19 protein-coding genes and 1 pseudogene are annotated in these 25,068 nt (G+C 68.4%); 7 read left to right on the top strand and 13 right to left on the bottom strand.

The annotated features are described in order from the left end of the window. Positions 1-53: 53 nt before the first annotated feature. On the top strand, positions 54-1,052 hold the full coding sequence (ilvC, locus tag ACGFRF_RS27500) for a ketol-acid reductoisomerase (protein WP_393744364.1): 999 nt from the start codon (positions 54-56) through the stop codon (positions 1,050-1,052). A 347-nt stretch (positions 1,053-1,399) separates the two neighbouring features. Here the strand turns inward: ilvC and ACGFRF_RS27495 are convergent, their stop codons facing one another. Both ACGFRF_RS27495 and ACGFRF_RS27490 read right to left on the bottom strand, forming a co-directional pair. Next, entirely contained in the window at positions 1,400-2,266 is an 867-nt protein-coding gene (locus ACGFRF_RS27495) for a helix-turn-helix domain-containing protein (RefSeq protein ID WP_393744648.1), read from the bottom strand. A 275-nt stretch (positions 2,267-2,541) separates the two neighbouring features. Next, positions 2,542-3,219 carry a GntR family transcriptional regulator gene (locus ACGFRF_RS27490; RefSeq protein WP_393744362.1) on the bottom strand — a complete coding sequence of 226 codons (678 nt, stop codon included), beginning with the start codon at positions 3,217-3,219 and terminating at the stop codon, positions 2,542-2,544. Positions 3,220-3,751: 532 nt separating this feature from the next. Between ACGFRF_RS27490 and ACGFRF_RS27485 the strand changes: the two genes are divergently transcribed. The 3 genes from ACGFRF_RS27485 to ACGFRF_RS27475 all read left to right on the top strand — a co-directional run bounded on the left by ACGFRF_RS27485 (position 3,752) and on the right by ACGFRF_RS27475 (position 8,914). After that, positions 3,752-5,926 (top strand): thiamine pyrophosphate-dependent enzyme, encoded by a 2,175-nt coding sequence (locus tag ACGFRF_RS27485; RefSeq protein WP_393744360.1) that lies wholly within the window; start codon positions 3,752-3,754, stop codon positions 5,924-5,926. Between the two features lie 9 nt (positions 5,927-5,935). After that, complete coding sequence (locus ACGFRF_RS27480) at positions 5,936-7,234, top strand: dihydrolipoamide acetyltransferase family protein (protein WP_393744358.1); 1,299 nt, start codon at positions 5,936-5,938, stop codon at positions 7,232-7,234. A gap of 291 nt (positions 7,235-7,525) precedes the next feature. Next, on the top strand, positions 7,526-8,914 hold the full coding sequence (locus tag ACGFRF_RS27475) for a M24 family metallopeptidase (protein ID WP_393744356.1): 1,389 nt from the start codon (positions 7,526-7,528) through the stop codon (positions 8,912-8,914). 128 nt (positions 8,915-9,042) lie between these two features. Here the strand turns inward: ACGFRF_RS27475 and ACGFRF_RS27470 are convergent. The 6 genes and pseudogenes from ACGFRF_RS27470 to ACGFRF_RS27445 all read right to left on the bottom strand — a co-directional run. After that, a pseudogene (locus tag ACGFRF_RS27470) lies at positions 9,043-9,156 on the bottom strand (MFS transporter); the annotation flags it as partial. A 180-nt stretch (positions 9,157-9,336) separates the two neighbouring features. Next, positions 9,337-10,329, bottom strand: coding sequence for a Dyp-type peroxidase (locus ACGFRF_RS27465; protein ID WP_393744355.1), 993 nt, complete (start codon positions 10,327-10,329; stop codon positions 9,337-9,339). A gap of 41 nt (positions 10,330-10,370) precedes the next feature. Next, positions 10,371-11,195, bottom strand: coding sequence for a hypothetical protein (locus ACGFRF_RS27460; RefSeq protein WP_393744353.1), 825 nt, complete (start codon positions 11,193-11,195; stop codon positions 10,371-10,373). Between the two features lie 143 nt (positions 11,196-11,338). Further along, on the bottom strand, positions 11,339-12,142 hold the full coding sequence (locus tag ACGFRF_RS27455) for an SDR family oxidoreductase (protein WP_393744351.1): 804 nt from the start codon (positions 12,140-12,142) through the stop codon (positions 11,339-11,341). A 40-nt stretch (positions 12,143-12,182) separates the two neighbouring features. Continuing rightward, positions 12,183-12,638, bottom strand: a complete 456-nt coding sequence (locus ACGFRF_RS27450; protein WP_393744349.1) for a VOC family protein — start codon at positions 12,636-12,638, stop codon at positions 12,183-12,185. A 270-nt stretch (positions 12,639-12,908) separates the two neighbouring features. Then, positions 12,909-14,120: a serine hydrolase domain-containing protein gene (locus ACGFRF_RS27445; protein ID WP_393744347.1), complete on the bottom strand. Its 1,212-nt coding sequence runs from the start codon at positions 14,118-14,120 to the stop codon at positions 12,909-12,911. A gap of 594 nt (positions 14,121-14,714) precedes the next feature. Here ACGFRF_RS27445 and ACGFRF_RS27440 point away from each other — a divergent pair. The 3 genes from ACGFRF_RS27440 (at position 14,715) to ACGFRF_RS27430 (ending at position 17,822) form a co-directional block, all read left to right on the top strand. Further along, the gene (locus ACGFRF_RS27440) at positions 14,715-16,004 is read left to right on the top strand and encodes an MFS transporter (protein ID WP_393744345.1); all 1,290 of its coding nucleotides are present in this window, start codon (positions 14,715-14,717) and stop codon (positions 16,002-16,004) included. Positions 16,005-16,091: 87 nt separating this feature from the next. Next, entirely contained in the window at positions 16,092-16,943 is an 852-nt protein-coding gene (locus ACGFRF_RS27435) for a GNAT family N-acetyltransferase (RefSeq protein ID WP_393744343.1), read from the top strand. A 387-nt stretch (positions 16,944-17,330) separates the two neighbouring features. Beyond that, positions 17,331-17,822 (top strand): hypothetical protein, encoded by a 492-nt coding sequence (locus ACGFRF_RS27430; RefSeq protein ID WP_393744341.1) that lies wholly within the window; start codon positions 17,331-17,333, stop codon positions 17,820-17,822. Positions 17,823-18,181: 359 nt separating this feature from the next. On the opposite strand, the gene ACGFRF_RS27425 is transcribed toward ACGFRF_RS27430, so the two are convergent. The 5 genes from ACGFRF_RS27425 to ACGFRF_RS27405 all read right to left on the bottom strand — a co-directional run bounded on the left by ACGFRF_RS27425 (position 18,182) and on the right by ACGFRF_RS27405 (position 25,038). Beyond that, positions 18,182-18,910, bottom strand: coding sequence for an SDR family oxidoreductase (locus ACGFRF_RS27425; RefSeq protein WP_393744339.1), 729 nt, complete (start codon positions 18,908-18,910; stop codon positions 18,182-18,184). Positions 18,911-19,087: 177 nt separating this feature from the next. Further along, on the bottom strand, positions 19,088-20,077 hold the full coding sequence (locus ACGFRF_RS27420) for an MBL fold metallo-hydrolase (protein ID WP_393744338.1): 990 nt from the start codon (positions 20,075-20,077) through the stop codon (positions 19,088-19,090). A gap of 232 nt (positions 20,078-20,309) precedes the next feature. Then, the gene (locus ACGFRF_RS27415; protein ID WP_393744336.1) at positions 20,310-21,182 is read right to left on the bottom strand and encodes a cupin domain-containing protein; all 873 of its coding nucleotides are present in this window, start codon (positions 21,180-21,182) and stop codon (positions 20,310-20,312) included. Positions 21,183-21,267: 85 nt separating this feature from the next. Further along, positions 21,268-24,258: a BTAD domain-containing putative transcriptional regulator gene (locus ACGFRF_RS27410; RefSeq protein WP_393744334.1), complete on the bottom strand. Its 2,991-nt coding sequence runs from the start codon at positions 24,256-24,258 to the stop codon at positions 21,268-21,270. A gap of 276 nt (positions 24,259-24,534) precedes the next feature. Next, the gene (locus ACGFRF_RS27405; RefSeq protein ID WP_393744332.1) at positions 24,535-25,038 is read right to left on the bottom strand and encodes a VOC family protein; all 504 of its coding nucleotides are present in this window, start codon (positions 25,036-25,038) and stop codon (positions 24,535-24,537) included. Positions 25,039-25,068: the final 30 nt, after the last annotated feature.

Here is a 25,068-nt window from a genome sequence, read left to right as displayed (position 1 = left end):
CCCGCTCTCGGCAGGCATGCCGCCCGGCGAGTTATCCCTGAAAGGTGTTTCCCATGGCTGAGCTGTTCTATGACGCTGACGCCGACCTGTCCGTCATCCAGGGCCGCAAGGTCGCGGTCATCGGTTACGGCAGCCAGGGCCACGCCCACGCGCTGTCGCTGCGTGACTCCGGTGTCGACGTCCGCGTCGGTCTGCACGAGGGCTCGAAGTCCAAGGCCAAGGCCGAGGAGCAGGGTCTGCGCGTGATGAGCCCGGCCGAGGCCGCCGCCGAGGCCGACGTCATCATGATCCTCATCCCGGACCCGATCCAGGCCCAGGTCTATGAGGAGTCCATCGCGCCGAACCTGAACGACGGCGACGCACTGTTCTTCGCCCACGGCTTCAACATCCGCTTCGGCTTCGTCAAGCCCCCGGCCGGAGTGGACGTGTGCATGGTCGCCCCGAAGGGCCCGGGCCACCTGGTGCGCCGTCAGTACGAGGAGGGCCGTGGCGTTCCCTGTCTCGTGGCCGTCGAGCAGGACGCCACGGGCAATGCCTTCGCGCTGGCGCTGTCGTACGCCAAGGCCATCGGTGGTACCCGTGCCGGGGTCATCAGGACGACCTTCACCGAGGAGACCGAGACCGATCTGTTCGGTGAGCAGGCCGTGCTCGCGGGCGGTGTCTCGGCATTGGTGAAGGCGGGCTTCGAGACGCTGACCGAGGCGGGTTACCAGCCGGAGATCGCCTACTTCGAGTGCCTGCACGAGCTGAAGCTGATCGTGGACCTCATGTACGAGGGCGGTCTGGAGAAGATGCGCTGGTCGATCTCCGAGACCGCCGAGTGGGGCGACTACGTCACCGGTCCGCGGATCATCACCGACGCCACCAAGGCCGAGATGAAGCAGATCCTCGCCGAGATCCAGGACGGCACGTTCGCCCAGAACTGGATGGACGAGTACCACGGCGGTCTGAAGAAGTACGACGAGTACAAGCGGCAGGACGCCGAGCATCTGCTGGAGACCACCGGCAAGCAGCTGCGCAAGCTGATGAGCTGGGTCAACGAGGAGGCGTAAGTCGTCGCACGGGAACGTCGGTTCAGGACGGCGAAGCAGTCGGGACCGTTGTCGGTCGCGCCGGAAGGTGGTGGGCATCGTCGGCGCGGTCACCGGTGGCCCGGCGGCGCGCAGGACACTGCTGATCGGTCGTTGCGGCACCGTAGGCCGCCTTCAGGGCGCGGCCGTACGGCGACCCTGGCTCTCGATGCGGGCGGTGGGGTTGTCGGCGGCGATGTTCCACCTCCGGCTGGTGGCACCGCGCCCGCCCCGTACTCTCCCCTGACCGGGCGCCTCCCCGGACGGGCAGCGCCGCCGGGCACCGGAGCCCTCGACGCATGAGGAGGCCCCCGGCGTTGAGCGGCCGGTCAGGTACGCAGGGACGGCAGGTGAGTCACGTCGGACGCGGGGCTGGGCGCCGTATGGCCGCGCATGTCATCGCGGCTGCCGACGACGAACCAGACGGCCTCCACAGGGGCATCGGACTCGTTGCTCAGGCGGTGCGGTGTCATCGAGTCGAAGGTGACCGAGTCACCCTCGGAGAGTTCGTAGGTGTCGAAGCCGATCTGCACACGGATCCGGCCGGAGAGGACGAAGCCGTACTCTCGCCCGCCGTGGCGCATCATGTCGTCGGCCGCGCACGAGGCGCTGCCCGGCTCGTAGCGGACGTGCAGGAAGTCCACCAGAGCATCCGACGCCTGGGTCAGCCGCTCCCAAGTGACGCCCGGGAAGCGGATCCGGGCTCGGCTGTCGGCCCGCTGCACCGGACTGCCCACCGCCGTGAACCGGCTCACCTGCACATCCGGTTCGCCACCGGTCGGAGAGCCGGCGGCACACCCTGATGGCACCGCTTGCGCGCCGCGGGTCGTCGCTGACTCGGCCGCCACCAGGTGATCGAGCGACAGGTCCAGGGCCTCCACGAGTGCGTAGAGGGTACCCACGCTCGCGTTCGCCTTGTTGCGCTCGAGTTGAGAGATGAAGCTCGGGGACACGCCGATCTGGCGCGCCAGGGCCCGCAGGGACATACCGCGTGCTTCCCGCGCGGCTCTGACAGCGGGCCCGATGTGCTGGCCCGGCGATGGCACCGACCGCGCTCCGTCCGGTTCCACTGTCCCCTTCACGCACCCTTCGTTCTGACGGCACCGCCGCCTTGTTTCAGTGCCATGGCGCTCGCCGAGGGGCGGCGACGCCGTGCCCCACGCATACCCTGGGCATTGTTGAGTGGCACTGTACATTCTGAAAACGATTGCTGAACAGGCCGTATGGCTCACGGTGACGATCACTGCCACCAGCGCCTCGAAGGCCGACAGTCTGTGCCGCGTTCCGCAAGGGCCGCCATGACTCCCGTAGCAACGACCTGACGCTGGTTTCCGTTCTGGGCATCGGTGGCCGTCTCGGAGGATTGGATCCATTGTGAAGGGGGTTCCGCTGCTGTCAGACGGTCGTGCACCGGTCGACGGGGTCGCATCGCTCGGGCCGTCGCCCTGGAGGGAAGGGCCGCGGGCCCCTGTCAGGCGTCGGCGCCGTCCTCGAAGAGTTCTTCGTGGCGCGCCAGGGTCAGCCGGGTCCGGTTGATGTGCATGCCCAGGATCGTCGAGGCCGTTTGTGGCTCGCGGCTGCGCATGGCCTCGATCAGCAACCGGTGCTCGGTGAACACCACCCAGGAGGTATGGGCGTCGGTGAGCCGGACCAGCGCTCGCCGGTAGTGGTGGGTGGTCTCCCAGAGCCGGGTGATGATGGCCGCCAGCGCCGGGGAACGGTGCCGCCGATAGGAACACCAGTGGAACCGGCGGTCGAGCCGCAGGAACTCCTCCGGGTCCTCGTTGGCCTCGATCAGATCCTGCAGCCGCTCCAGTTCGGCCACGTCCTCCTCGGTGAAGTGCCGCAGGCTGTCCGCGAGCAGCAGCGGCTCGATGCGCTCGCGGATCTCGTAACTCTGCTCGAGGTCGTGCCGGGTCATGCTCGAGACCCAGGCGCCGGTGTTGGCCCGCAGCACGACCAGTCCACGCGACTCCAGCAGCCGCAGCGCCTCACGGACCGGAATGCGGCTCGTGTTCAGCTCGGCCGCCAGTTCGTCCTGGACGATCCGGGTTCCGGGAGCGAGCGTTCCGTCGAGGATGCGGTCCGCGATGATGCCGGCGACGCGGGCGCTCGCAGGCTGCTTGGACCCCTCGGCGCCGTGGGTCATACGGAGTCTCCTGCCGGTCAACTGACGGTGTGCGGGTCCCGGTCGTGGGCCTTTCCGCCGGGGTAGGAGACTAGCTCACACTGCGAACCCCAAGGGTGTCTTGTGGCAGGCCCCGCGCCACCTCCGGCTCGCACCGCTGCTCACCGCCGGGCGGCCCGGCACCTCGACGCCGTGCGCGCGCAGTGCGGGGACCGCCTCGTCGAGGTCGTCCACGTGGAACGCCAGGTGATGTCCTGCGCGTGACGGGGCCGGCCGCGCGTCATGGGCCCCCCAGGAGAAGGTGTCCAGTACCGTCCGCCCGCCCCGACGGAGGAAGCGCGGCTCCCCCGGTGGGCCTTCGTCCGGGTCGGGGCGGTGAGGTCGAGGTGGTCGGCTCCGTGCAGTCCGGCAAGCGCGGTGGGCTCGCGTACACACTCTTGCATTGGATCCAATTGTGATTCACGATTGAACGAATCCCTACTGCCACCGAAGGCGGGCAACCCCTCCACACCGTGCGCGGGGACCGGATTCCCTCGGACGAGAGAGGCTGATCGTGGCCAAGCACACAGAACTCGTTCCGTCACCACCGTGGGTCGAACTGAGCCTCACCTCGGCGGAACGGAAACAGGTCGACCCGGAGGTGATCCTGCGCATGCTCGCGCTCACCCAGTGGGTGCGGACCTTCGAGGAGTACGTACTCGAACTCGCCGCCAAGGGCCTCGTCCATGGCCCCGCGCATTCGAGCATCGGCCAGGAGGGCGGGGCAGTCGGCTCACTGGTCGACCTGCGCTCGGACGACTTCGTCAACGGCTCCCACCGCGGTCATCACCAGTTCCTCGCCAAGGCGTTCGGTCACGTCGTCCCCCGAAGCCCGGGTCTGCCCGAGCTGACGAGCGAGGTGAGGGACGTCCTGCGGCGCACTCTCGCCGAGATCTGCGGGCTCGACCAGGGCTGGAGTCGAGGCCGGGGCGGATCGATGCACCTGATGTGGCGCGAGGCCGGCGCGATGGGAACCAACGCCATCGTCGGCGGCGGCGTCCCGCAGGCCGCCGGCTTCGCCTGGAATCAACGCCGGGCGGGCACCGATGCGGTGACCGTCACCTACTTCGGCGACGGCGCCGCCAACATCGGCTCGGTTCTGGAGACGTTCAACCTCGCCGCAGCCTGGCAGCTGCCGCTGTGCTTCTTCATCGAGAACAACCTCTACGCCGTCTCCACCCATGTTGCGGACGTCACCGCCGAGTTCAGGCTCTCGGCCCGCGGCTCCGGCTTCGGGATACCGGCCTGGCGCGTCGACGGCATGGACCCCTTGGCGGTGCGCTCTGCCATGGCCGAAGCCGTCGCTCACATGCGGGCGGGCAACGGCCCGACCATCGTCGAGGCCGAGGTCTACCGCTACTTCCATCAGAACGGGCCGTTCCCGGGCAGCGCGTTCGGCTACCGGAGCAAGGCTGAGGAGAAACAGTGGCGCGCCCGTGATCCGCTCACTCGGCTGCAGAACCACGCGGTGGAGTCCGGACTGCTCACCGAAGCGGACGTGGTCGCGGTGCGGACGCGAGCCGTCGAGACCATGGACGAGATCGGCGCCTCCTTCCTCGAAGAGGTGCCCGGGGGCGACCCCGGGGAGCGGCGGATCGTGGCGAATCTGTGGCCGGACACCGCTTTTGTCGACGTCGGCGTGCGCGGGGACCTCTCGGAGCTGGACGGGGTCCGGTACGCCGAGGAGGGGCCGGCCGGCGAGACCGAGGAGATGCGATTCATCGACGCCGTGTCCGCGGTACTGGCGCGGAACATGGCGAAGGACGACCGGATCGTGGTCCTCGGCGAGGACGTGCACCGGCTCAACGGCGGGACGAACGGTGCCACCAAGGGGCCTCTGCGGGACTTCCCCGACCGGGTGCTCGGCACGCCGATCAGCGAGAACGCGTTCACCGGTCTGGCCGCCGGTATGGCGATCGACGGCCGATACCGGCCGGTCGTGGAGTTCATGTACGCCGACTTCATGTGGGTGGCGGCCGACCAGCTCTTCAACCAGGTTGCCAAGGCTCGGCACATGTTCGGCGGCACGACCGAGGTGCCCTTCGTGCTGCGCAGCAAGCTCGCCGCCGGGACCGGCTACGGCTCACAGCATTCGATGGACCCGGCCGGCATCCTGGCCACGGCCCCGGGCCTGCGGATCGTCGCGCCCTCCACCCCGGGCGACTACATCGGTCTGATGAACACCGCGCTCGCGTGCAACGATCCCGTCGTGGTGCTGGAACACGTCGACCTCTACCCGACGACCGGTCCGGTCCCGGCGGGCGACCTGGACTACGCGCTACCGGTCGGCAAGGCGGCCGTACGGCGTCACGGCGACGACGTCACCGTCATCTCCTACCTCAGCATGGTCGGTCACTGCATGGAAGCGCTGGACATGGTGCCCGGGATCGGAGCCGACCTCATCGACCTGCGCTGGCTCGACCGCGCCTCGCTGGACTGGAAGACCATCGAGGAGAGCGTGCGCCGCACCAACCGGGTCCTCATAGTCGAGCAAGGGGCGCGGGGTACTTCCTACGGCTCCTGGCTGGGCGACGAGATCTCCCGACGCCTGTTCGACTGGCTCGACGCCCCCGTCCAGCGAGTCACCGGACGCGAAGCCTCACCGAGTATCAGCAAGGTCCTGGAACGGGCCGCCATCGCCCGGACCGACGAAGTGGTGGCCGCGCTGCGGGCCGTCAAGAACGCCTGAGGGGGAGCCATGCCAGAACTGATGCGTGTCCCGGAGGTTGCCGCGGGAGCCACCCATGTGGTCATGGGTGAGTGGCTGGTGCCGGAGGGTACGGAACTCACCGCCGGAGCCGCCCTCGCGGTCATCGAGACCGACAAGGCACAGGTAGAGGTCGAGGCCGAGACGGAGGCCGTGCTCCTGCGCACGTTGGTGCGGCCGGGGGCACAGGTCGCCGTCGGGGCACCCATGGCCCTGCTCGGCACCCACGCCGAGCAGGGATCCGACCTCGATGCCGACCTGGCCCGGCTCGGTGTCACCGACCCCGCAGCCGCGGACCCGGCACCTCCTGCCGCGTCCGCACCACCCGGCGCCGGGCCTGCGGCGGCATCGCCCGCCACGCCACCGCCCCCCGACACGCCGTCCACCGAGGGCCGACGCTTCGCCAGCCCTCTCGCCCGCAGGTTGCTGCGCAACGCAGGCATCGACATCAGCACGGTCACCGGCAGCGGACCGGGCGGACGCATCGTCAGACGCGACGCCGAGGCGGCCGTCGAACGAGCCGCACAGGCCGCCACGCCCCCCGCCCGCCCACCGGAGCCGGTATCGGCCGCTCGGGACACCGGTGGGTACATCACGGCAGGTCTCGGCTCGCCGACCCACGCCACTCCGCACAGCCGCTTGCGCCTGGCCATCGCGAAGAGGCTCGGCGAGAGCAAGCGCGAGGTGCCGCACTTCTACATCAAGAGAACCGTCGAGGTCGACCGACTGCTGCGGTTGCGAGCGGACCTCAACGCCGGCACGGGGGTGAGGACTTCCGTCAACGACCTTCTGATCAAGGCCGTCGCCGTGGCGCACACCGCCGTACCCCAGGCCAACGTGACGTGGACCGACGAGGCATTGATCCAGTACAGCTCGGCCGACGTGGCGGTCGCGATCGCCTCCCGACGCGGGCTGGTGACCCCCGTACTGCGCGGCACCGACGGCAAGTCGCTCGGCACGGTCTCCGCCGAGGTACGCCGCTTCGTCCGCCAGGCGGACGAGGGGACCCTGCAGCAACGGGACCTCGAAGGCGGCTCGATCACCGTCACCAATCTCGGTATGTACGGCGTCGAGGAGTTCTCCGCCATCATCAACCCCCCACAGTCGATGATCCTCGCGGTGGGGGCCATCCGCTCCACACCCGTCGTACGCGAGTCCCAGGTGGCCACCGCCTCGACCGTCGCACTGGTTCTCTCCGTCGACCATCGCGCCGTGGACGGAGCGCTCGCGGCCCAGTGGCTCGACGCCCTGGTGGACGCCGTGCACCACCCTTTCCGACTCGTGGTGTGACACGGCAGACCCGCGGCTCCGTCGAGCCGGCCGGTCAGGCGTGAGCCACGGCCCGGACCCGGCGTTAAGTCATGGACAACATAACCGCCTGTTGCGGCACGTGCGCCGCCGAGGACATCGCGTAGCGCTGGAACGCCTCTCACCAGCATCTACCAACGTATTTACCCCCGTTGACCTCTTCGTCGGCAGGGCGCCTCAGGGTCTTGCGGCCACAGCGCCTCACTCATAGCGTTCAGTATCAGTAAACAGCCGGGTACAAACCACGGAACCGGCCGGCGAGAAAGGCTGCAGATGATCAGCAGTACGGCGAGCACGGGAACCAACGGGGTCGACTGGGAGGAGAGAATCGACTACGGGCGCCTGCGCAGCGACCGGCTGGCTCGCCTCAAGGCACAGTTGAACGCCTCCGACTGCGGTGCGGTGCTGGCTTTCGACTTCTCCAACATCCGCTACATGACCGCCACCCACATCGGCACGTGGGCGATGGACAAACTCATCCGCTTCAGCCTCCTGACGCGCCGGACGGACCCGGTCTCCTGGGACTTCGGATCGGCCGCCAAGCACCACCGGCTGTACAACCCGTGGCTGTCCGAAACCACGGCGGAGGCCGACGCCGACCCCCACGCGCCGCACCACGGCGCGGTCCGTCCACGCGCCGAATCCGGAGCTCGCGCCGGAATCTCCACCCTGCGCGGCGCCTTCAGTCCGGACGCGGAGATCGCCCGCTCCGTGGCGAGGAAGATCAAGCGGGAGCTGGAGAAGTACGGCGTGGCGGACGAGCCGCTGGGCGTCGACGTCATCGAACTACCCGTCCTGTTCGCGCTGCGCGACGAGGGCATCGACGTCGTCGACGGCCAGCAGATCTTCATGGAGGCGCGGCGGGTCAAGACCCACGACGAGATCGCGTTGCTGACGCAGGCCGCGTCCATGGTCGACGCCGCGTACGACGAGCTCTACCGATTCCTGCGCCCGGGCGTGCGGGAGAACGAGTGCGTCGGTGTGGTCTCCAAGACGCTCTACGACCTCGGCTCCGAGTACGTCGAAGGCGTCAACGCCATCAGCGGCGAGCGCTGCTCGCCTCATCCGCACGTCTTCTCCGACCGGCTCATCCGGCCGGGTGACCCGGCCTTCTTCGACATCCTGCACAGCTTCAACGGCTACCGCACCTGCTACTACCGCACTTTCGCGGTCGGCTCGGCCAGCCGGGCACAGCACGACGCCTACAAACGAGCCCGGGAGTACATGGACCGTGCCATCGCACTGGTGCGCCCCGGGGCCACGACCGCCGAAATCGTCTCGGTGTGGCCCACGGCCCAGGAGTTCGGATTTCCCGACGAGGAAGCCGCCTTCGCCCTGCAGTACGGCCATGGTGTCGGCCTGTCGATCTGGGAGAAGCCGATCTTTTCCAGGCTCGTCTCACTCGACCACCCCGAAGTGCTCCAAGAAGGCATGGTCTTCGCCCTCGAGACCTACTGGCCCTCAGCGGACGGCGTAGGCGCGGCGCGGATCGAGGAAGAGGTCGTGGTCACCGCCGACGGCTGCACGGTGATCACGAAATTCCCGGCTGAGGATCTGATCGTGGCGGGACAGAGGTACTTCGCCGTGGGCGGCGCACTGCCCACGGTGCGCGACTCCCAGTCCCACCTGAACACCGTGGCCGGCAGGAAGGGCACCGACTGACCGGATGCCGACTGGGGGCCTGCATGCTGCCTCCGTTCGGTCCCGTGCGAACGGAGGCAGCATGGTCGAGGAGAGGGGCAGCGGGGACTTGGCCCTTCTCCCCGGGATCGGGGACCTCGCCAGGAGGCTCAGCCCATCTCCTCCAGCGCCTTGCCCTTCGTCTCCTTGACGAACTTCAGGACGAACGGGATGGAGAGCGCGGCGAAGACCGTGTAGATCACGTAGGTGCCGGAGAGGTTCCAGGAGGGTCAGGTCTCGGCGACGCCCCAGAACTCAGGCCATCAGCATGGACAGCTGTCGCTCGGTCGATGTGACACAAATACGCCGGCGGGGTGCCGAACGTATATGGGACGCCGACAGCAAAGAGCGCGAAGAGGATGGCCCATGGTGGACCACATGCCGAGCCCAGGGGGCCCCGATGATCAGTCGCGCCTTTCGGGTGGAGGGGTGGCGGAGGTCTCCGCAGCCGGCGGATCGGGCAGGTCTTCCAGGAAGTCCGAGGAGGGCGTGAAGAACAGGGAGCCCGTGACCGGAGTGGAGAAGTCCAGAATACGGTCGTACGGCGCTGACTCCGTGCCCAGGAACATCCGCTCCAGCATCGTCTCCGTGACCTCGGGAGTGCGCGCGTAGCCGATGAAATAGGTGCCGAACTCCCCACGGCCCACGGATCCGAACGGCATATTGTCACGGAGGATCTCCCGCTCGTTGCCGTCCGGATCGGTGACAGTGGTGAGAGCAACGTGTGAGTTCGCCGGTTTGACGTCGTCCGGCAGTTCCACGTCGGACAGCTTCCGCCGACCGATCGCCTTCTCCTGCGCCTCGACAGGCAGGGCTTCCCACGCGTCGAGGTCGTGCAGGTACTTCTGCACGACGACATAGCTGCCGCCCGCAAACCAGGGGTCTTCCTCGCCGACGAGCACAGCCGCGTGCGCCGCTGGGTCCGTCGGATTCTCCGTACCGTCGACGAAGCCGAGCAGGTCGCGTTCGTCGAAGTACTTGAAGCCATGCACTTCGTCCTGGACCGTGACCGCTCCGCGCAGTCGGCTCATGATCTCCGTGGCGAGCGCGAAGCACAGGTCCAGCCGCGAGGCGCGGATGTGGAACAGGAGGTCGCCGGGGGTGGCGACGGCTCGGTGCACCGGACCGTTCAGTTCTCGGAAGGGATGCAGCCGGGCCGGACGCGCTCCGGCGAACAGGCGGTCCCAGGCGTGCGAACCGATGCCCGTGACGCAGCTCAGCCTGCCGTCGGGCTGGGCACGGAACCCAACGGCCCGTTCCAGTTTGCCGAGGTCTGACAGCAGCTCGCGAACAGTGGCCTCGCCGCCGCCGTCGACCGTGACGACCAGGAAGATCGCCGCACTGGTCAAGGGAGACAGAACCATTTGAGGCACCGGTTCCGCTACGTCTCCGGACATGAGTCATCCCCTTTCTTTTCACACCTCAGCAGCAGATGCCCTCAGCGCCAGTAGTCGTTCAGACGATCGGTGCGGGACAACTCGCGCTCCTCCTGTCGCGTCAGCGGTCGCGGAGTGGCGGCGGCATTGATCGCGTGGAAGGCGTTCTCACTCAGTACGCCCTGGGAGTGCAGCTCCTCCAGAAGCTTGGCCAGTGCATCGGTGTTCGCGATGGTCCTCTCCATGGTCCGGCCGAGCTGCGGTTGGTTCACCAGGGCGAGAGGAGAGGGTGCCGCTACGGCCTTGCCCTCGTCGGCGACCAATTCCAAGTGGTGACGCCGCCTCCCGTCCGCGACCCGCTGCCACACGCAGCGTCCGAAGCGCATCCGCAGAGGTGTGTCGCTGATGCCTCGACGAGTGACGTCGTAGAACGCATCGGGGTCCCTGAGGAGCTCTTCCAGGCGTTCGTCGTCCTCGCCGGTGACTTCCGCGACGAGCGTCACCGTGACAGTGTCCTCGTCGACCTGCTCTTTGTACCTGCTCGGAAAGAGGCTCAGTCCTTCGATCTCCAGAGCTGAGGCCTCGAGGACCTCGACCTCCTGGACCTCCATCCGGTAGATGTAGATCTCGGGTCGGCGTCCCTGGGAGTCCGCCGTCCAGCCCTCTGAGACGCGCCAAGCGGCGTCCGTCCCGTGAAGGTGCTTTCCATCGTTCGCGGCGGCCTCCTCCAGCTCGGCGTCCAGTTCCTGGTGCCGCTCGTCCGGAACGTGAAGTTCCAAGGCGAAACGGCGCAGGGGCCGGCCACTGTGGACGGAGGTGACAGAGGGCAGCTGTACGGCCGCGAGTTCGCGGACTGCGCCGAGCAGGGCGAGTTTCAGTGACGTCATCGGTGCTCTCCCCTACTTGGGTTACTTCTCAGATTAGTTCTTTACTGGAGCGCCCTCAGCGTCTCGTACGCCTCGCGCACCTTGTCACAATGAACGGGTGTGTCAGCGCGATGGGCAGAATCACACACCGACTGGCCCAGGCGTCACGGGGTGATCTCGGGCGCAGGGCGACTGGTGAACCACTCGCGGTAGCTCGTCTGCGCGATGAACGCGTCGGCACCAGGAAGAAGGTCCGTGGGCCGCAGATGCGCGCCGAAGAAGGGGCTGCGGACGTTCGTGAAGACACGGCGGTACTCCGAGTCCCCAGTGAGGGCGGCACGCACGAACGCATCCAACCTGAACTGCTCGGGGCCGGCGATCTCACGGACGCCGATCAGGGGGCGGGACACGGCGGTGTGCGCAAGCAGCGTGGCCACATCGGTCAGGGATACCGGGCGCACTTCGACCGGCGGCACCCAGACGATCCAGTCTTCGGTACAGGCAGTCGCTATGTCCTGGGCCGACTCAAACATCTGTGTGGCACGAAGTATGGAATAGGGCATTCCGGACCGCTGAATCATGGCTTCCTGAGCCTGGAGGGCTCGGAAAACACCCTCACCGCCTACACGGTCCACACCTACCACCGACAGGCAGACATGATGCCTGACACCAGCGGCCGTCTCGGCCTGGAGGACGTTGCTGGTGGAACGGAGCCATGATCTGACGATGGCCTCCTCGTCCAGGACAAGGCCGTGATCATCTGTGAGGGTCCCGAGGTCCAGGGACGGCAGATGACAGAGGTCGATCACTACGGAGCAGTCGTGCAGAGCCTCGGCGATCTCTTCTCGTGTGAGCGAGTCAATGCCATGGGGTGCCGAGAGCATGTCGACCTCGTGTCCGTGGTCTCTGACCCAGAGCGCGGTCTCGACGCCTATGAGTGCGCCGTCATCAAGCACAACGACCTTCATTCAGGCGCTCCCCTGTGCCGACAGGTCCGCGTCGCGGTACTCAACTGGACTCTGCAGGCGTGGCCGCCTGGATCCCCACGAGCAGACCGGTGGACTGGCCCACCTCGATGAGGTAGCCGTCAGGGTCGCGAAGGTAGCAACGCAGCTCGGATCCGCGGTCGACGGGCTCGGTGAGGAAGTCGGCCCCTGTCGCGACGGCATGCGTGTAGAAGGCGGCGATGTCGGCCACCCGCACATTGAGGAAACTCGAAACACGCTCACCACTCCGGGGTGCCTCCAGTGTGACCCCTGGCTTGTCGGGGGTGGGGCCGCCGCCGGGGCTCATGATGATCCAGCTGTTGGCGACCTTGACGATCGCTGGATTCTCCTCCATCACGACCTCGCCGCCGAAGACGTCGGCGTAGAAGCGCCGGGACACCGCGACATCGCGCACCGTCAGGAAATGCGTGAGGAGGAGTCCGTGTTGCGGTGCGGGAAGGTCCTCGTGAGGTGCCATTGTCCGTCATCCCTTCATGGCCGAGTTGTCGTGGGTCGGGTCAGACGTTTCCTGACCCACTGCGCTCACGCAGGTGCGGAACTCACACCGGCGTGCAGCTGAGACGTTTGACCGAGCAGGGACCCGATCTGTGACACCGGCGGTCGTCCATGACAACGGCCTGCGGAACCGCCCGATACGCACAGGCGAGTGTCCGTGGCGCCGGCCTCTGAAGGCCGGCGCCACGGTGCGCCAGTGGTGACCAGGTCGCCTCACGGGCGTACGGCAGCCTCAGTGGCGGGCGATCTGCGGGGCGATGTCTTCGGTGAAAGCCTCACCGGCGGAGCGGGTGACCTTGCTGTTCTTGACGGGGTCGACGCCGCAGAAGGCGGCCTCCAGAGTGCCGGCGAGGACGGTGTTGACGGTGCCGTTGTTGGACGTGTTCGCCATCGACGTCATGCTGCGCTTACCGTCGGCCGTCGTGAAGGCGTACGTGTAGTAGCCCTGCACGGTGCCGGTGTGACCGTAGACCGTCACCCCGCAGGAGAGCTTCCTGCCCCGTAGGCCGAGTCCGTAGTACTGGGTGCCGTCCGCGTTCACCGGGACCATGCTCATCATCTCCTGCAACTGCTGCTGAGGGACGAGCTTGCCAGAGACGATCGCGGCGAAGAACCGGTTCAGATCCGACGCGTTCGAGATCACGGCTCCGGCGGACTGAGCCCAGGACACGGTCTGCTCGGTGGAGTCCACCAGCGGCAGCGTGGTGTCGTCGTCGCGGACGTAGCCGCGCGCGTAGGAGCCGGTGATGGTCGTCTGCGGATGCACATAGGAGGTGTTCTTCAGACCGAGCGGCTGGAAGATCCGCTGATCGTAGTGCTTGGCCATCGGCACACCGGTGACGTGCTCGATCAGCTCGCCCAGTACCACGAAGTTGGTGTTGGAGTAGCTGTAGGCGGCCCCCGGCTCGTTGGTGGGCTGGTGCGCGGTCGAGAGGTCGATGAGTTCCTGGTAGGTGAACACCTTGTTCCGGACCGCCTCGAAGCCCGGAACAGTGTGGTAGAACATGTCGTTCGTGTAGTCCCACAGGCCACTGCGGTGGCTCAGCAGGTGCCGGACGGTGATGCGATCGTCCGGCAGCGGCTTGGGGAGATAGTCGTTCGCCGACGCATCCAGGTCGACGCGTCCCTCGGCGACGAGCTGCAACAGCACGACGGTGGTGAAGCTCTTGCTGACACTGCCGACGCGGAACCTGCGGTCGGCGTCCATGGCCGTACCGCCCGCGGTGTCTGCCTTTCCCACGGCGATCCGGTAGCTGGAGGCACCGGAGTCGATACGGGTGAGCGCGCCGGGCGCCCCGTAGGTCATCGCCTGCTTCTGCACGGCGAGCACACCCGTGACCGACGGGCTGGGAAGGCTGGTGGTGGCGGCACCGGCGGGCGTCACAGCCAAGGTAGCCATCACGGTGGTACCGGCGAGCACGATGCTCGCGTTCTTGATGCGCATCCGATTCTCTCTGACGTGATTCGGGTGAAGACGCTGAAAGCGATCTGCAGGCGGTGGGACGGTCCCTGACAAGAGACGTCGCTGATCCTCGCTCCTGAGGACAGTCGTGGGCCGGAGAGCGCTGGCCACGACCATAACGCACACGGTGGACCACAGTGGCAAAGGAAACCGCCGGAGTGGCAGACGGGCGAATCACCGAACCAGCCCTGAATGCCCGGCAGTCGGTGGTCCTGGTGAGGTCGGCAGGGTCGCGCGACGGCACCGCGACCACGACGCACCGAGGTCGAAACGCGTCTCATCGTGTGGGCGCGGAAGGGGTGGCTCGGCCAGCGGTGGCTACCGCTGCGACCGGACAGTCGCGGGGGCCGCGATCGCCCTGCCCGTCTGCTCCTGCTGATTTCGAGTGAGTTAACGCCCTGCCGACCACACTCGAACCCGCAGCGACGGAGCAGGCAGCCACTTCCAGGAGTCGCCCCCATCCGTAGGGCCTGTGCCGTGAGGCCTGCGGCATCGCGGCCTGTTCGAGAAAAGCGACTCTTCGCGAATCCGACCCCTTCGAGACGGACCATCCCGCCCGACCTCCAGGAGAACCTCATGACGGAATCGCCATCCTCCGCGTCCCCGATCAGCGCCCCGGCCGGATCGTTTCCTCGGTGGTACCGCTCCCTGCCGCGCAAGCACCGGCCCGTCTTCTGGGCCGGCTTCGCCGGGTGGGGGCTGGACTCCTTCGACTTCAACACGCTGCCGCTGGCCCTGGGTTCCATCACTGCGGCGTTCGCGCTGAGTTCCGCCCAGGCGGGCTGGATCATGACGGTGACGCTGCTGGCCTCGGCGGTAGGTGGGGCTCTGGCGGGTCTGCTGTCGGACCGGTTGGGGCGGGTACGGGTCCTGATGATCACCATCGCGACCTTCGCCGTGTTCACCGCGCTGTCCGGGCTTGCCCAGAGCTACGGCCAGATGCTGCTGTTCAAGGGACTCCAGGGGCTGGGCTTCGGCGGTGAGTTCGCGGCCGGCGCGGTCCTGATCGCCGAGGTGGCCCCTGCTCAGCACCGCGGCCGGATCCTGGGATTCGTCCACAGCTCTTGGGCGGTCGGCTGGGGCCTGGCCGTACTCGGTTACACCGTCGTCTTCAGCCACGCCGGACCTGACGCCTGGCGCTACCTGTTCCTCCTCGGCATCCTGCCCGCCTTCGCGCTGCTCTTCGTCAGGCGCAAGGTGAAGGACTCCGACGTCTCGACGCAGAACCGCCGCCGGGCCGCAGCCGAGACGGCCGGTACGGCCTGGGGCGGCCTTGTCGCTCTGTTCCGCCGCGACCTGCGACGCATCACACTGCTGGCCGTGCTGGTCGGAATCGGAGTCCAGGGCGGCTACTTCGCCATGTTCACCTGGCTGCCGTCCTATCTGCACACCGAACGCGGTCTGACGGTTGTCGGCACCAGTGGTTATCTCTCGGCGGTGATCGCCGGCTGCTTCCTCGGCTATGTGTGTGCCGGGTACCTGCACGACTGGATCGGCCGCCGCGCGACGTTCATCCTCTTCGCGGTCAGCGGTGTGGTGTGCGTGGTGGCTTACACCTGGATCCCCGAAGGTGCCAACGGGCTGCTGCTGGTACTGGGCGTGCCGTTGGGGGTGGCGGCGTGCGGGTCGCTGGCCGGTACGGGCGTCTTCTTCAGCGAGTTGTTCCCCAGCCGGGTGCGCGGCGCGGGCGTCGGAGTCGTCCACAACGTCGGTCGAGGAGTCGCGGCCTTCTTCCCCTCCACGGTCGGAGCGCTCTCCTCGGTGTTCGGACTGAAGGCGGCCATGGGCGTCGGGGCCCTCGGGTATGTCCTGGTGATCGTCGGGGTGCTGGGGCTCCCGGAGACCCGGGGACGACAGATCGCCTAGCCTCGCCGGAAACGGCACCGCGGACGGCACTACACTCACCGAGCCCCCGTCAGGTGGCACATCTGCGAAGTGAAGAAGGCCGTGTTCATGGTGAATGCAGCAAGGGCGAACGGCACGCCACACGATGACCGGACGCAGGCCCAGAAGGCTGTCCAGGAACCCGACGTGATGGCGTCGGTGTTCGCCAATTTCCGTCAGTACCTCATGGGATGGGACGCGCAGAGCCGTCCCGGATCCGTCGTCGATCAATTCCGCAGCGGGCTCGCCACCCCGCAGTTCAACGGCGTGGTGCGCATGCGGTCCACGTCCGCGGTCGGGCCGGCCGTGGCGGCCGTCCGCAGGGACCTGGCGGGCCTTCCCTGGTGGTGGTGGGTGGGACCCGACAGCCCCGAGGACACCGCCGACGCCCTGCAACGCCACGGAGGACGGGAGCTCACCGTCCTTCCGGTGATGGTGAGGTCGCTCGGCGACCCGGCAGACCCGGGCGGGACGCCCACTCCGGCCGGCTCGGGCGATGCACGCGCCGGCCTGCGTGTGGAGACGGTGCGGGACGGGGAACGGCTGGCGGAGCTGGTCTGGACGTACCGGACGTCGATGGGTATCGCGCCCGGCCTGGAGGCCGAGATGGTGCGCATCGAGTCGCGACGCGAGGACAACCCGGACATCATCCGGCTGGCCGCGGTGCTGGACGGCCGGGTGGTCGGGTCGACGGTGGTCATCACCGCCCACGGGGTGGCCGGGATCTTCCTCGTGCACGTGGCCGAAGCGCATCGCCGGCGGGGCATCGGTGCGGCGTTGACGGTCGCCGCGCTCCGGGCAGGCCAGGAGAGAGGGATGCGCTCCGCCGCGCTCGTGGCCAGCCCCGCCGGGGAGCCGCTGTACCGGCGCTTCGGCTTCACGACGCTGTCCGAGTACCGCCTGTTCGCCTTCCCTGCCTGAGCTTCCGCCCGCCGCAGGGGCTGGGGCGGCATGAGGGACGAACTGCGGCACCACCCGACGACCGACAGGCGGCACAGCGGAGCGGCGACGCGCTCCCGCCCGGTCGCGTCGGGCCGCAGCAACGTCGGCACGGAACCGGTTGGTGGTCCTGTGGAGCACGGCGTGGCCACCGGCCTTTCGGCCAGGACGTAGGGCGCGCCGAACTGACGGTCGCCGCCTGGCGCTCGCACGTCACGGGCGCCGCAGCGCTGCCGTCCGCTGCCGTCCGCTGGTAGGAGATGAGCAGGCGCGTAAGCGTCACAGATCCACTCGGTGCATGGTCAAGTTGAGAGAACACTTACCACCTGGTACGCAAAACCAACGTTGTGAACCGTGTCGAGGACTCCCGTGAACGCCGTACGTCGCTCCAGGCTGTGGACCGCTCGCAGACGCCCCGATCGCATACCGGCCGCTGCGTGGACGGGCTGTGCCGTCCTGGCCCTGGTCGCCGTGTGTACTTCGCTCCCCCATGACACCGACGACGGGGGCGACGACCGCGTCAGCGTCGGGCGCACCTGCCGCTCCGCTCTCCCCGCCGACCAGGAGCTGTCCTGCGGCACTTACGGTTTCGGTGACCTGCGCTACGTGTGCCCCGCACCCGACGTGCCGCGGCCTTGCAGCACGACCACGCGGGTACAGGTACGCAACACCGGGCCGTCCACCGTGTACGTGACCGTCATCCACGGCCCGCGTCAGGGTGAGCGCCTGCAGGGCCCGGAACGGGAGATCGCCCCTGGTCACAGGGCTGACCTGCGCCCCGGGCAGGGACACCTGCTGTTCGACCTCACCTTGCGTGGCACCGGCCCCGTCAAGTCCCTGACGGTCGTGTCGGTACGCTGACGCGCGGTGCCCGTCCGGGCTCGCCTCGGCCGTCGCCGCCGAGACGTGGGACGACGACGGGACAGCGGTCGCGGCACGCCCTGTACGTACCGCTCGCGCCACCGGAGCGCTGAGCGAGCTGCCGCTCGCCCTGAACGCACAGGTCGTCGTGGACGTGTTCGCCGCTGCCCGCCTCTCGGCGGAAGCCGATCACAGATCACGCCGCCATTCGACCGCGGGGGCCGATGAAGAGCTGAGCCCCGGTCTCATGACGGGTGAGTCCGTTCCGGGCCGGGTGCGCGATCACGTCCTACACCAGTTGCCCGCCGCGGGAACGGCAGCCGTCATGTTCCCGAGGCGGGCGATACGCGCTTCGCCGGTCAGGAGAGCCAGTCGGTGTAGCGGGTGGGCGCGAGGTGAGCGTCCTTGTCGGTGAGGACGTCACCCTTGACGGCGGCGAACATGCCGGCGGTGGGGTCGGTGACGACGGTGCGGTTGTCGCCCTTGCGGGACAGGGTGATCCGGCCGAGTTCGTCGAGGGTGAAGACCTCGGGGCCGCCGATGTTGCGGATGCCGTTCAGCGGGGCGCCCGCGGCGACGTCTGCCACCGCGCGGGCCACGTCCTTGGCGGCGATCGGCTGGATCGGCGTGGCGGGCAGCCGGACGGTGTCGGCGTCGGCGGTCCAGGACATGACGGCGTCCATGAACTCCATGAACTGCGTCGCCCGGACGATGGAGTAGGGGATCTGCCCGGCCTTGAGGATGTCCTCCTGCAGGACCTTGGCCCGGTAGTAGTCCAGCTCCGGCACCTGGTCCACGCCGACGATCGAGAGGATGACGACGTGACCGACGCCGCCCTTCCGGGCCGCGGCCAGCAGGTTGTCCATCGAGGTCTGGAAGAAGGCCGGGGACGCTTCGTCGAAGGTCGGGGAGTTCGTCAGGTTGACGACGACGTCGGCTCCCGCCACCGCCTGGTCCAGTCCCTGGCCGCTGATGACGTCGACTCCGGTGGACTGCGAGTGCGGTACCGCCTCGTGTCCGGCGGCGTTCAGGTCCTTGACGACCTGCGACCCGATCAGCCCGGTACCGCCGATGACTGCGATCTTCATGAGGTGCCTTTCATCAGTAGGTGGTGCAAATCCAGGCATAGTGTGCGTCTATGCATGCTTTCACAGGGCGACGCGCACTCCCTCTTCCCGCGCGCCCACCTGCGAACACAGTGGTGACCGGGCACGCCGCTTGTTTGTGACACGGCATGCCGGCGGTACGGGTGGATCGGCTGTCCGTCAGTGATCGTGCGAGTGGTCGGGGCCGGTATCGGTGGGCGGGAAGAACACGACGTGCGGCTCGGCGTTCTCGTCCAGGCGGAGGCTGTGGTACATGGTGAGCGTGTGGTTCACCCCTAGGGTCTCCACACCACCCAGCCGTCCGGACCACTTCTCGATGACGGGTCGGGCGGCCTCCGCGGCCGCTGCCTCGTACATCGTCTTGAAGTAGAGATAGATGTGGTCGGTTCCGACCGTGTCCCGGGCCAGCCTGCGCTTCACCGGAGTGATCTCCAGCGCGTGCTGGGCCGCGGCGCGGATGTCGTGCATGTACTCGCGTTGGATCTCGATGTCCTGCCGAGTACCCAGCCGGGTCAGATGCCCGGTGATCATGGTGTCGAAGTCGAACGCGAGCGCGTGGTCGTGGTAGGCCATGAACCCGCCGATGTTCTTGGACTGGGCGATGTTCGTGAACGGCACCCAACCGGGGTAGATGACGTCGACCAGCATCAGGATCCTCTGACGCGGCAGGTGGACGAAGCTGTTGCCCGGTGCGTGGTTACTGCCCTTGTAGTGCATCTCGATCACCTGGCCGCCCACCTCCAGTCGGTAGGAGTCCCGGAAGGTGACGTCGGGGAGGCGGCGCAGGCGGTCGCCGGTCTCGCTCAGCATCGCGTGGGTTTCCTGCTGCGCGATGCGGACCGCCTCGTCCGGGAACTGGTTCACCGTTCCGATGTGGTCGCCGTGGAAGTGCGTGTACACGACGTGGGTGATGGGTTTGCTGGTCACGTCGCGGATGGCCCGGGTGACGAGTCGTCCGAGCGAGGGCGGTGCGTCGATGGCGACGACCTCGTCGTCGCACACCACGAAGGCACATTGGTAGCCTCCGTCGGTGACCCAGTGCACGCCGTCGGCGATCTCCTGGACGAGATAACCGGAGGGCGGGACCGTGGGGCCGATCGCGTTGTGCGGAATCGGGGGGATCTCGATACCGCGGGCTGTCTGCGTCATCGTCTCTCGCTTTCGGGCGGACGGCGCTGTGGTCTTGCAGGTCAGACCAGGGCGCACCGAGGGTTCTGGATGTGCGGGCGGCTGGATGGGGCCGGGGCTCCCGCGACACGGGCGGTGCGCGTCGGGAACCCCGGACTCCTGCGCGGTCGGTCACACGGAGGCGATGTCCGCCGTGGTGACCGCCTGGTTCACCAGGTCGATGGCCCGGTACGCGGAGCGGTCGTGTCGTGCGTCATCGAGACTCCCCACCCTCGGGGAGGGCCCGCCAGTCGTCCGGGAAGAAGAAGGCGTCGGAGGTCGGCGGGATGGGCGACTGGACCTCGATCCAGCGGGCGGGCTCGTCACGCTCGTTGACGAAGCCATGTGTTCCGTCGGTGCTGACCCAGACGAGGTCGCCGGTCTGGGTGACCTCTTCGTTGCCGTCGATCCAGCCGCGCATGCCACCGCCGATGAAGTAGTAGATCTCCTCGAACGGGTGGTAGTGCACCTTCGCGGCCTTGCCCGGCCCGGAGCGTCCGGCGATGCCGGCGATGAACGTGGTGTGGTGCTGAGCGCCGAGCAACTGGTCCACCATCATCCGGATGCCGATGTTCTTGATGTTGGGCCCGTGGTATCCCGGCATGGACAGGTCGCCGAAGGGCACCACGTCGCCCGACTCGCTGTAGTGACCGACGAAACGATGCCGGGGGTCGGTCTCCGAGGGCCGGCCCATGTACTCGCCGGACAGCGGCTGCGTGGAGATGCGGCTTCGGGCTCCCTCGAAGGAGGGCGGCTTCGGCGCCCGCACGGAGAACCAGCTCAGGCCCTGGTCGCCGGCCGAGAGCGAGTGCGCCAGCCCGACGGGCGCGACACCGTAGTCCCCGGCGCCCAGGTCGTACTCGAGGCCCGCCAGGGCCGCCCGGCCGTTGCCCGCCGTCACGAACCACGACTCCTCGAACGGACTGCGGTTCCAGCCGAGCGTGCTACCGGGAGCGAGCTCGTACAGGGAGATCTCCATGTGATGCGATCCGTGTATCTCGCCGACCAGCAGCGCCTGGCGAAGCCCGGGCACGTCCTTGACGTCGACCCACTCGCGTTCTGCGGCACGTGCGATGTGATAAGCCATGAGGTTCCCTCCACGGTCGGCAGGTTGTGGTGGGCCCGAGTGTGGTCGGACGGGCGTTAATCGCCTCGAAATCGAAGGCCGTCGTTCACCGCCGCAACTGCGCCACGAGCCGGCGCACCTCGGCTGACGGCGCGACCCCGACCTCCCGCATGGCCGCCGTGTAACGCCGGTACAGGGACAGCACGGAGTCGTCGCTGCCGCTCGCGTGGGCCAGTGAGATGGCGAGCTGCCATGCCTGCTCTCGGTACGGGCTCTCCCTGAGCACGTCGTCGACGAGTTGCCGCGCCTCGCGGTACCTGCTCAGCCGGAACGCCAGTCTGGCCGCTTCGAGGCGGCCGCCGGCGATCCGTTCGCCGATCTCCATGCGGCGCTGCTCCACCCAGGTGCTGGACAGCGTCGACAGGTAGGGCCCCCGGTCGGCGTGCGCCAGCGCCTCCGTCATGGTGCGCAGCCGGATCTCCCCGTCCTGGCGCTCGGCCTGTGCCAGGGAGTCGAGCAGGACCTGTGCCGAGCCGCTGACGAGATCGGGGCAGGTGAGGCGGAACCGATCGCCGTCCTGCTGGGGCGCGAGCTCCTCGGGGAGCACCTCGCGCAGCCGGTAGAGCGCCTGGCGCAGGTAGCTGCGGCCGGCGGCGTCGTTGCGGCTGTCGAACAGGGCGTCCAGGAGTTCCTGCCGGGACACCTCGCGCCGCGCTGCCAGCAGGTAGCTGAGCAGCTCCATGCTCTTGCTCAGCCGCAACGGGGCCGGCTGTCCGTCGAGGGTCAGGACGGGTTCGCCGAACTCCTCCAGCAGCATGCGCGGTGCCCGGGCGGTGACCCGCAGTGTGTCCTGGCTGGACAACGCGGCGGTGAGCTCATGCCAGCGGGACATCCGGGTCGGGGATGCGTCCGCTTCTCTGACCGCCACGGCGGGGACGTCCGCGAGCGCGGTGAGCAGCAGATGCTGTGACCCTTGCGCCGCGGATTCGCTGAGGGCGAGTTCAGCGGCCGCGTCGGAGGCGTCCTCCTCGCCGAGCCGCCAGTACGCCTCCGCCAGGTAGGCCGCGGCAGTCGCCAGTTCGAGCCGCCGGTCGCCCCGTCGCATACTGTCGACGCACGCCTGTAGCTCCCTGCGTGCCTCGGCGTTGCGGTCGCGGAAGAGCAGCGAGAGCCCGCGCCACAACTGGTACAGCTCCCGGCTGAACGCGTAGTCGGTGGCGCCGCACGCCTTCGCCTCGGCGAGGGCGTGGTCGGCGGCCTCGGTGTCATGGTGCAGCCGCAGGCACAGTTTCGCCTCGTTCAGCCGGCCGAGGACGTGGTACTGCAGTGAGCCCGTCTCGGCGATCAGCCGGCGTCCGCGTTCCAGGGCGGCCGATGCCTCCTCCCCGCACCCGAGGTCGATCATGAGGTCGACCGCGTCGACCGCGTGCAGCCAGGGCGGCTGCCACGACTCACGGCGCACCTCGTACATCGCCATGGCCTCCTCCAGGCGTCCCGTCGCGCGCAGTCCGGCGATGATCCATGGGACACCGAGCACGGTTCGCCACGGCTCGAACGCGGCCGGACGGTCCAGCCCGCGTAGCCTGCCGCGGAAGTAACCGATACGCATGTGCATCCCGTCGACCGTGCTCGAGGACGCCGGCGCGTAGTCGGGGAACGGTGGTGAGCTGCCGTCGGCCAGGGCCAGAAGGTTGTCGGCGACCTCCCGGGCACGGCCGTCGGGCAGTCGCTCCGCGAGGGCCCGCGCCTCGCTCAGGCGGCCGGAGTGCCACAGGCACCACGTCGCCAGGAGGAGCGCTTCCTCGAAGTGGGGTGAGTCGGGCCCCGGCAGCCACTCGTAGCCGTGCCGGTCCAGCAGTTCGTTGCCGCGTCGGCTCTGTTCGAGTGCGAACGACACGCGTAGGACCACGGTGCCGATCTCGGGGGTCGGGGTCCTCCTCGGGACGTCCAGCGCGTCCAGCCACCGGGCGGCGGAGGCGAATTCCATGTGGGCGACCAGGTGGGGCAGGACGACCGCTGCCTGTCGCCAGGCATCCTCCATGTCGCCCAGGCGCAGCAGTTCCTCCACGGCGTCCTCCAGCGCTCCTTGCCGTACCAGCAGGTCGGCGTGGAGCCGGTGAAGCCGGCGCACCGTCTCCGGGTCCTCGGTCCGGGCCAGTTCGGCGGCCAGGAACGTGCGGAACTGGGGGTGTGGGGTCAGCCGGGTGCCGTCCTGGGACCAGCACACCGGCAGGCGCTTGTGGCGCAGGCCGGACATCAGCCGGGCCGCGTCGCTCTGCCCGAGTGCCACCGCGTCGTCGGCCGAGACCTCTGTCAGGGGGCTGGTGTGCAGCAGGAAGGTGCGTTCGGCGGCGGAGAGGGTACGCAGGATGTTCGCCGAGAGGTAGCCGCGCAGAGCGTCGGCCCTGTGATCGGCCGGCTCGCGGGTCCGCGATCCCTCGATCAGCACTCCGGCCACCCAGCCGCCCGTGGTCGCGAAGACGTCCTCGCCGTCGGCGACCGGCCGGCCCATGAGCCGCAGGGCGGCCGCCGTCTCGTCGGCGTCGAAGGCGAGGTCGTCCTCGCCCAGTTCGCCCACACGGGAGAGGTCGCTGATCGAACCGAGGTCCAGTGTGATGCCCGCGCGTGAGATCAGTACCAGATTGACGTCTGCGGGCAGATACCGGGCCAGCGCCGACAGAACGACGAGCGAGCCCTCGTCCGCCGTGATCCGCTCGACGTTGTCGCAGACCAGCACCAGTCGGCTGCCCTGAAGGCTCTCCGCGAACAGTCCCGCGGCCTCGCCGATGTGGATGCCCTGGCGCAGGACTTCGGACGCGACGCCGCCCGCCGCGGGAACGTGCGGCTCGACCGCCGCTTCGAGATAGACCAGCAACCGGCCGGGAGCCTGCTCGGTGCCGTCGAGCGACAGCCAGGCGACGGGACGGTCGAAGTCGCGCAGGGCCAGCGCGACGGCCGTGGTCTTGCCGCCGCCGGCGGGCGCGCACACCGTGACCACGGGGTGGCGGTCGAGGAGAGAGCGGATCGCCAGTGTCAGCCGGTCCCGCCGTACGACGTCGTCGCCGGGCTCGGGCGCCGCGAGCTTCCGTCGGATCACCCTGGGCCCGCCGCCCCCGCCCGCACTGTGATGGTCTTCCACCGTGGCCCGCCTAACTCAGAGGTCAGCACAACGCGCCGTCAGGTCCATGACCGACAGTCACCGGCCGGAGCCGTCACGGCGCCCGCGCGGCTCCAGGGCGTCAATGATCGAGCGGGCGGTGTCGACGGTCAAGCGCTCCTTCGCGGGCGTTGACAGCCCGTCAACACGCCGGTCAGTGCTCGGATTTCAGGTACCGGCCGGGCTCCGTACCGCACGGCGCCGACCGGGCGGCGCTCAACTGAAGGCCGCCGGGTTGCGGAAGTACGCCTTGCCCTCGGGATAGGACACCAACTCGCACTGCAGGCCCCACGGCGACAGGAAGTAGACCCACCGCTGGCCCTCGTGGGGCCCTCGGCTCCGCGTCGGGTCTCCGAGAACTCGCAGACCCCGTCGCCGCAGTTCGGCTGTCGCGGCATCGATGTCATCGACGTACAGGGCCAGGTGATGGCCGCCGATGTCACTGTTGAGCGGCGGTTCCAGCCGTTGGTCGGGCGCCTGGTACTCGAAGACCTCCAGGATCGCCTGGCCGCCGACGCGGAAGAAGTAGATGCGCGGTGAGACCGCCCTGTCGTGGACGTTGAGGTGCTCGCTCATCCAGTGGCCCGTGTCGTCCCGCAGGGGACCGAGCCGGTACAGGTACTCGAAGCCGAGCACGTCCTCGAAGAACTCACGCGCCTGGTCGAGGTCGGGCACCGTGATGCCGAAGTGGTCGACGCGTGTGAGACCGGGGATGGGCATGGAACCTCCGTCAGTTCCGATGGGTGTGGG

It is taken from the genome of Streptomyces sp. NPDC048521 (assembly GCF_043199855.1).
GTDB lineage: Bacteria > Actinomycetota > Actinomycetes > Streptomycetales > Streptomycetaceae > Streptomyces.
The sequence above is the reverse complement of the archived record's forward strand: the minus strand, read 5'-3'. Positions and strand labels throughout refer to the sequence as shown.

Bases quoted from the DNA above. Each gene is read 5' to 3' on its own strand.
- ilvC (WP_393744364.1), top strand. From the start codon at position 54: ATGGCTGAGCTGTTCTATGACGCTGACGCCGACCTGTCCGTCATCCAG.
- ACGFRF_RS27495 (WP_393744648.1), bottom strand. From the start codon at position 2,266: ATGTACAGTGCCACTCAACAATGCCCAGGGTATGCGTGGGGCACGGCG.
- ACGFRF_RS27490 (WP_393744362.1), bottom strand. From the start codon at position 3,219: ATGACCCACGGCGCCGAGGGGTCCAAGCAGCCTGCGAGCGCCCGCGTC.
- ACGFRF_RS27480 (WP_393744358.1), top strand. From the start codon at position 5,936: ATGCCAGAACTGATGCGTGTCCCGGAGGTTGCCGCGGGAGCCACCCAT.
- ACGFRF_RS27475 (WP_393744356.1), top strand. From the start codon at position 7,526: ATGATCAGCAGTACGGCGAGCACGGGAACCAACGGGGTCGACTGGGAG.
- ACGFRF_RS27465 (WP_393744355.1), bottom strand. From the start codon at position 10,329: ATGTCCGGAGACGTAGCGGAACCGGTGCCTCAAATGGTTCTGTCTCCC.
- ACGFRF_RS27460 (WP_393744353.1), bottom strand. From the start codon at position 11,195: ATGACGTCACTGAAACTCGCCCTGCTCGGCGCAGTCCGCGAACTCGCG.
- ACGFRF_RS27455 (WP_393744351.1), bottom strand. From the start codon at position 12,142: ATGAAGGTCGTTGTGCTTGATGACGGCGCACTCATAGGCGTCGAGACC.
- ACGFRF_RS27450 (WP_393744349.1), bottom strand. From the start codon at position 12,638: ATGGCACCTCACGAGGACCTTCCCGCACCGCAACACGGACTCCTCCTC.
- ACGFRF_RS27445 (WP_393744347.1), bottom strand. From the start codon at position 14,120: ATGCGCATCAAGAACGCGAGCATCGTGCTCGCCGGTACCACCGTGATG.
- ACGFRF_RS27440 (WP_393744345.1), top strand. From the start codon at position 14,715: ATGACGGAATCGCCATCCTCCGCGTCCCCGATCAGCGCCCCGGCCGGA.
- ACGFRF_RS27435 (WP_393744343.1), top strand. From the start codon at position 16,092: ATGGTGAATGCAGCAAGGGCGAACGGCACGCCACACGATGACCGGACG.
- ACGFRF_RS27425 (WP_393744339.1), bottom strand. From the start codon at position 18,910: ATGAAGATCGCAGTCATCGGCGGTACCGGGCTGATCGGGTCGCAGGTC.
- ACGFRF_RS27420 (WP_393744338.1), bottom strand. From the start codon at position 20,077: ATGACGCAGACAGCCCGCGGTATCGAGATCCCCCCGATTCCGCACAAC.
- ACGFRF_RS27415 (WP_393744336.1), bottom strand. From the start codon at position 21,182: ATGGCTTATCACATCGCACGTGCCGCAGAACGCGAGTGGGTCGACGTC.
- ACGFRF_RS27405 (WP_393744332.1), bottom strand. From the start codon at position 25,038: ATGCCCATCCCCGGTCTCACACGCGTCGACCACTTCGGCATCACGGTG.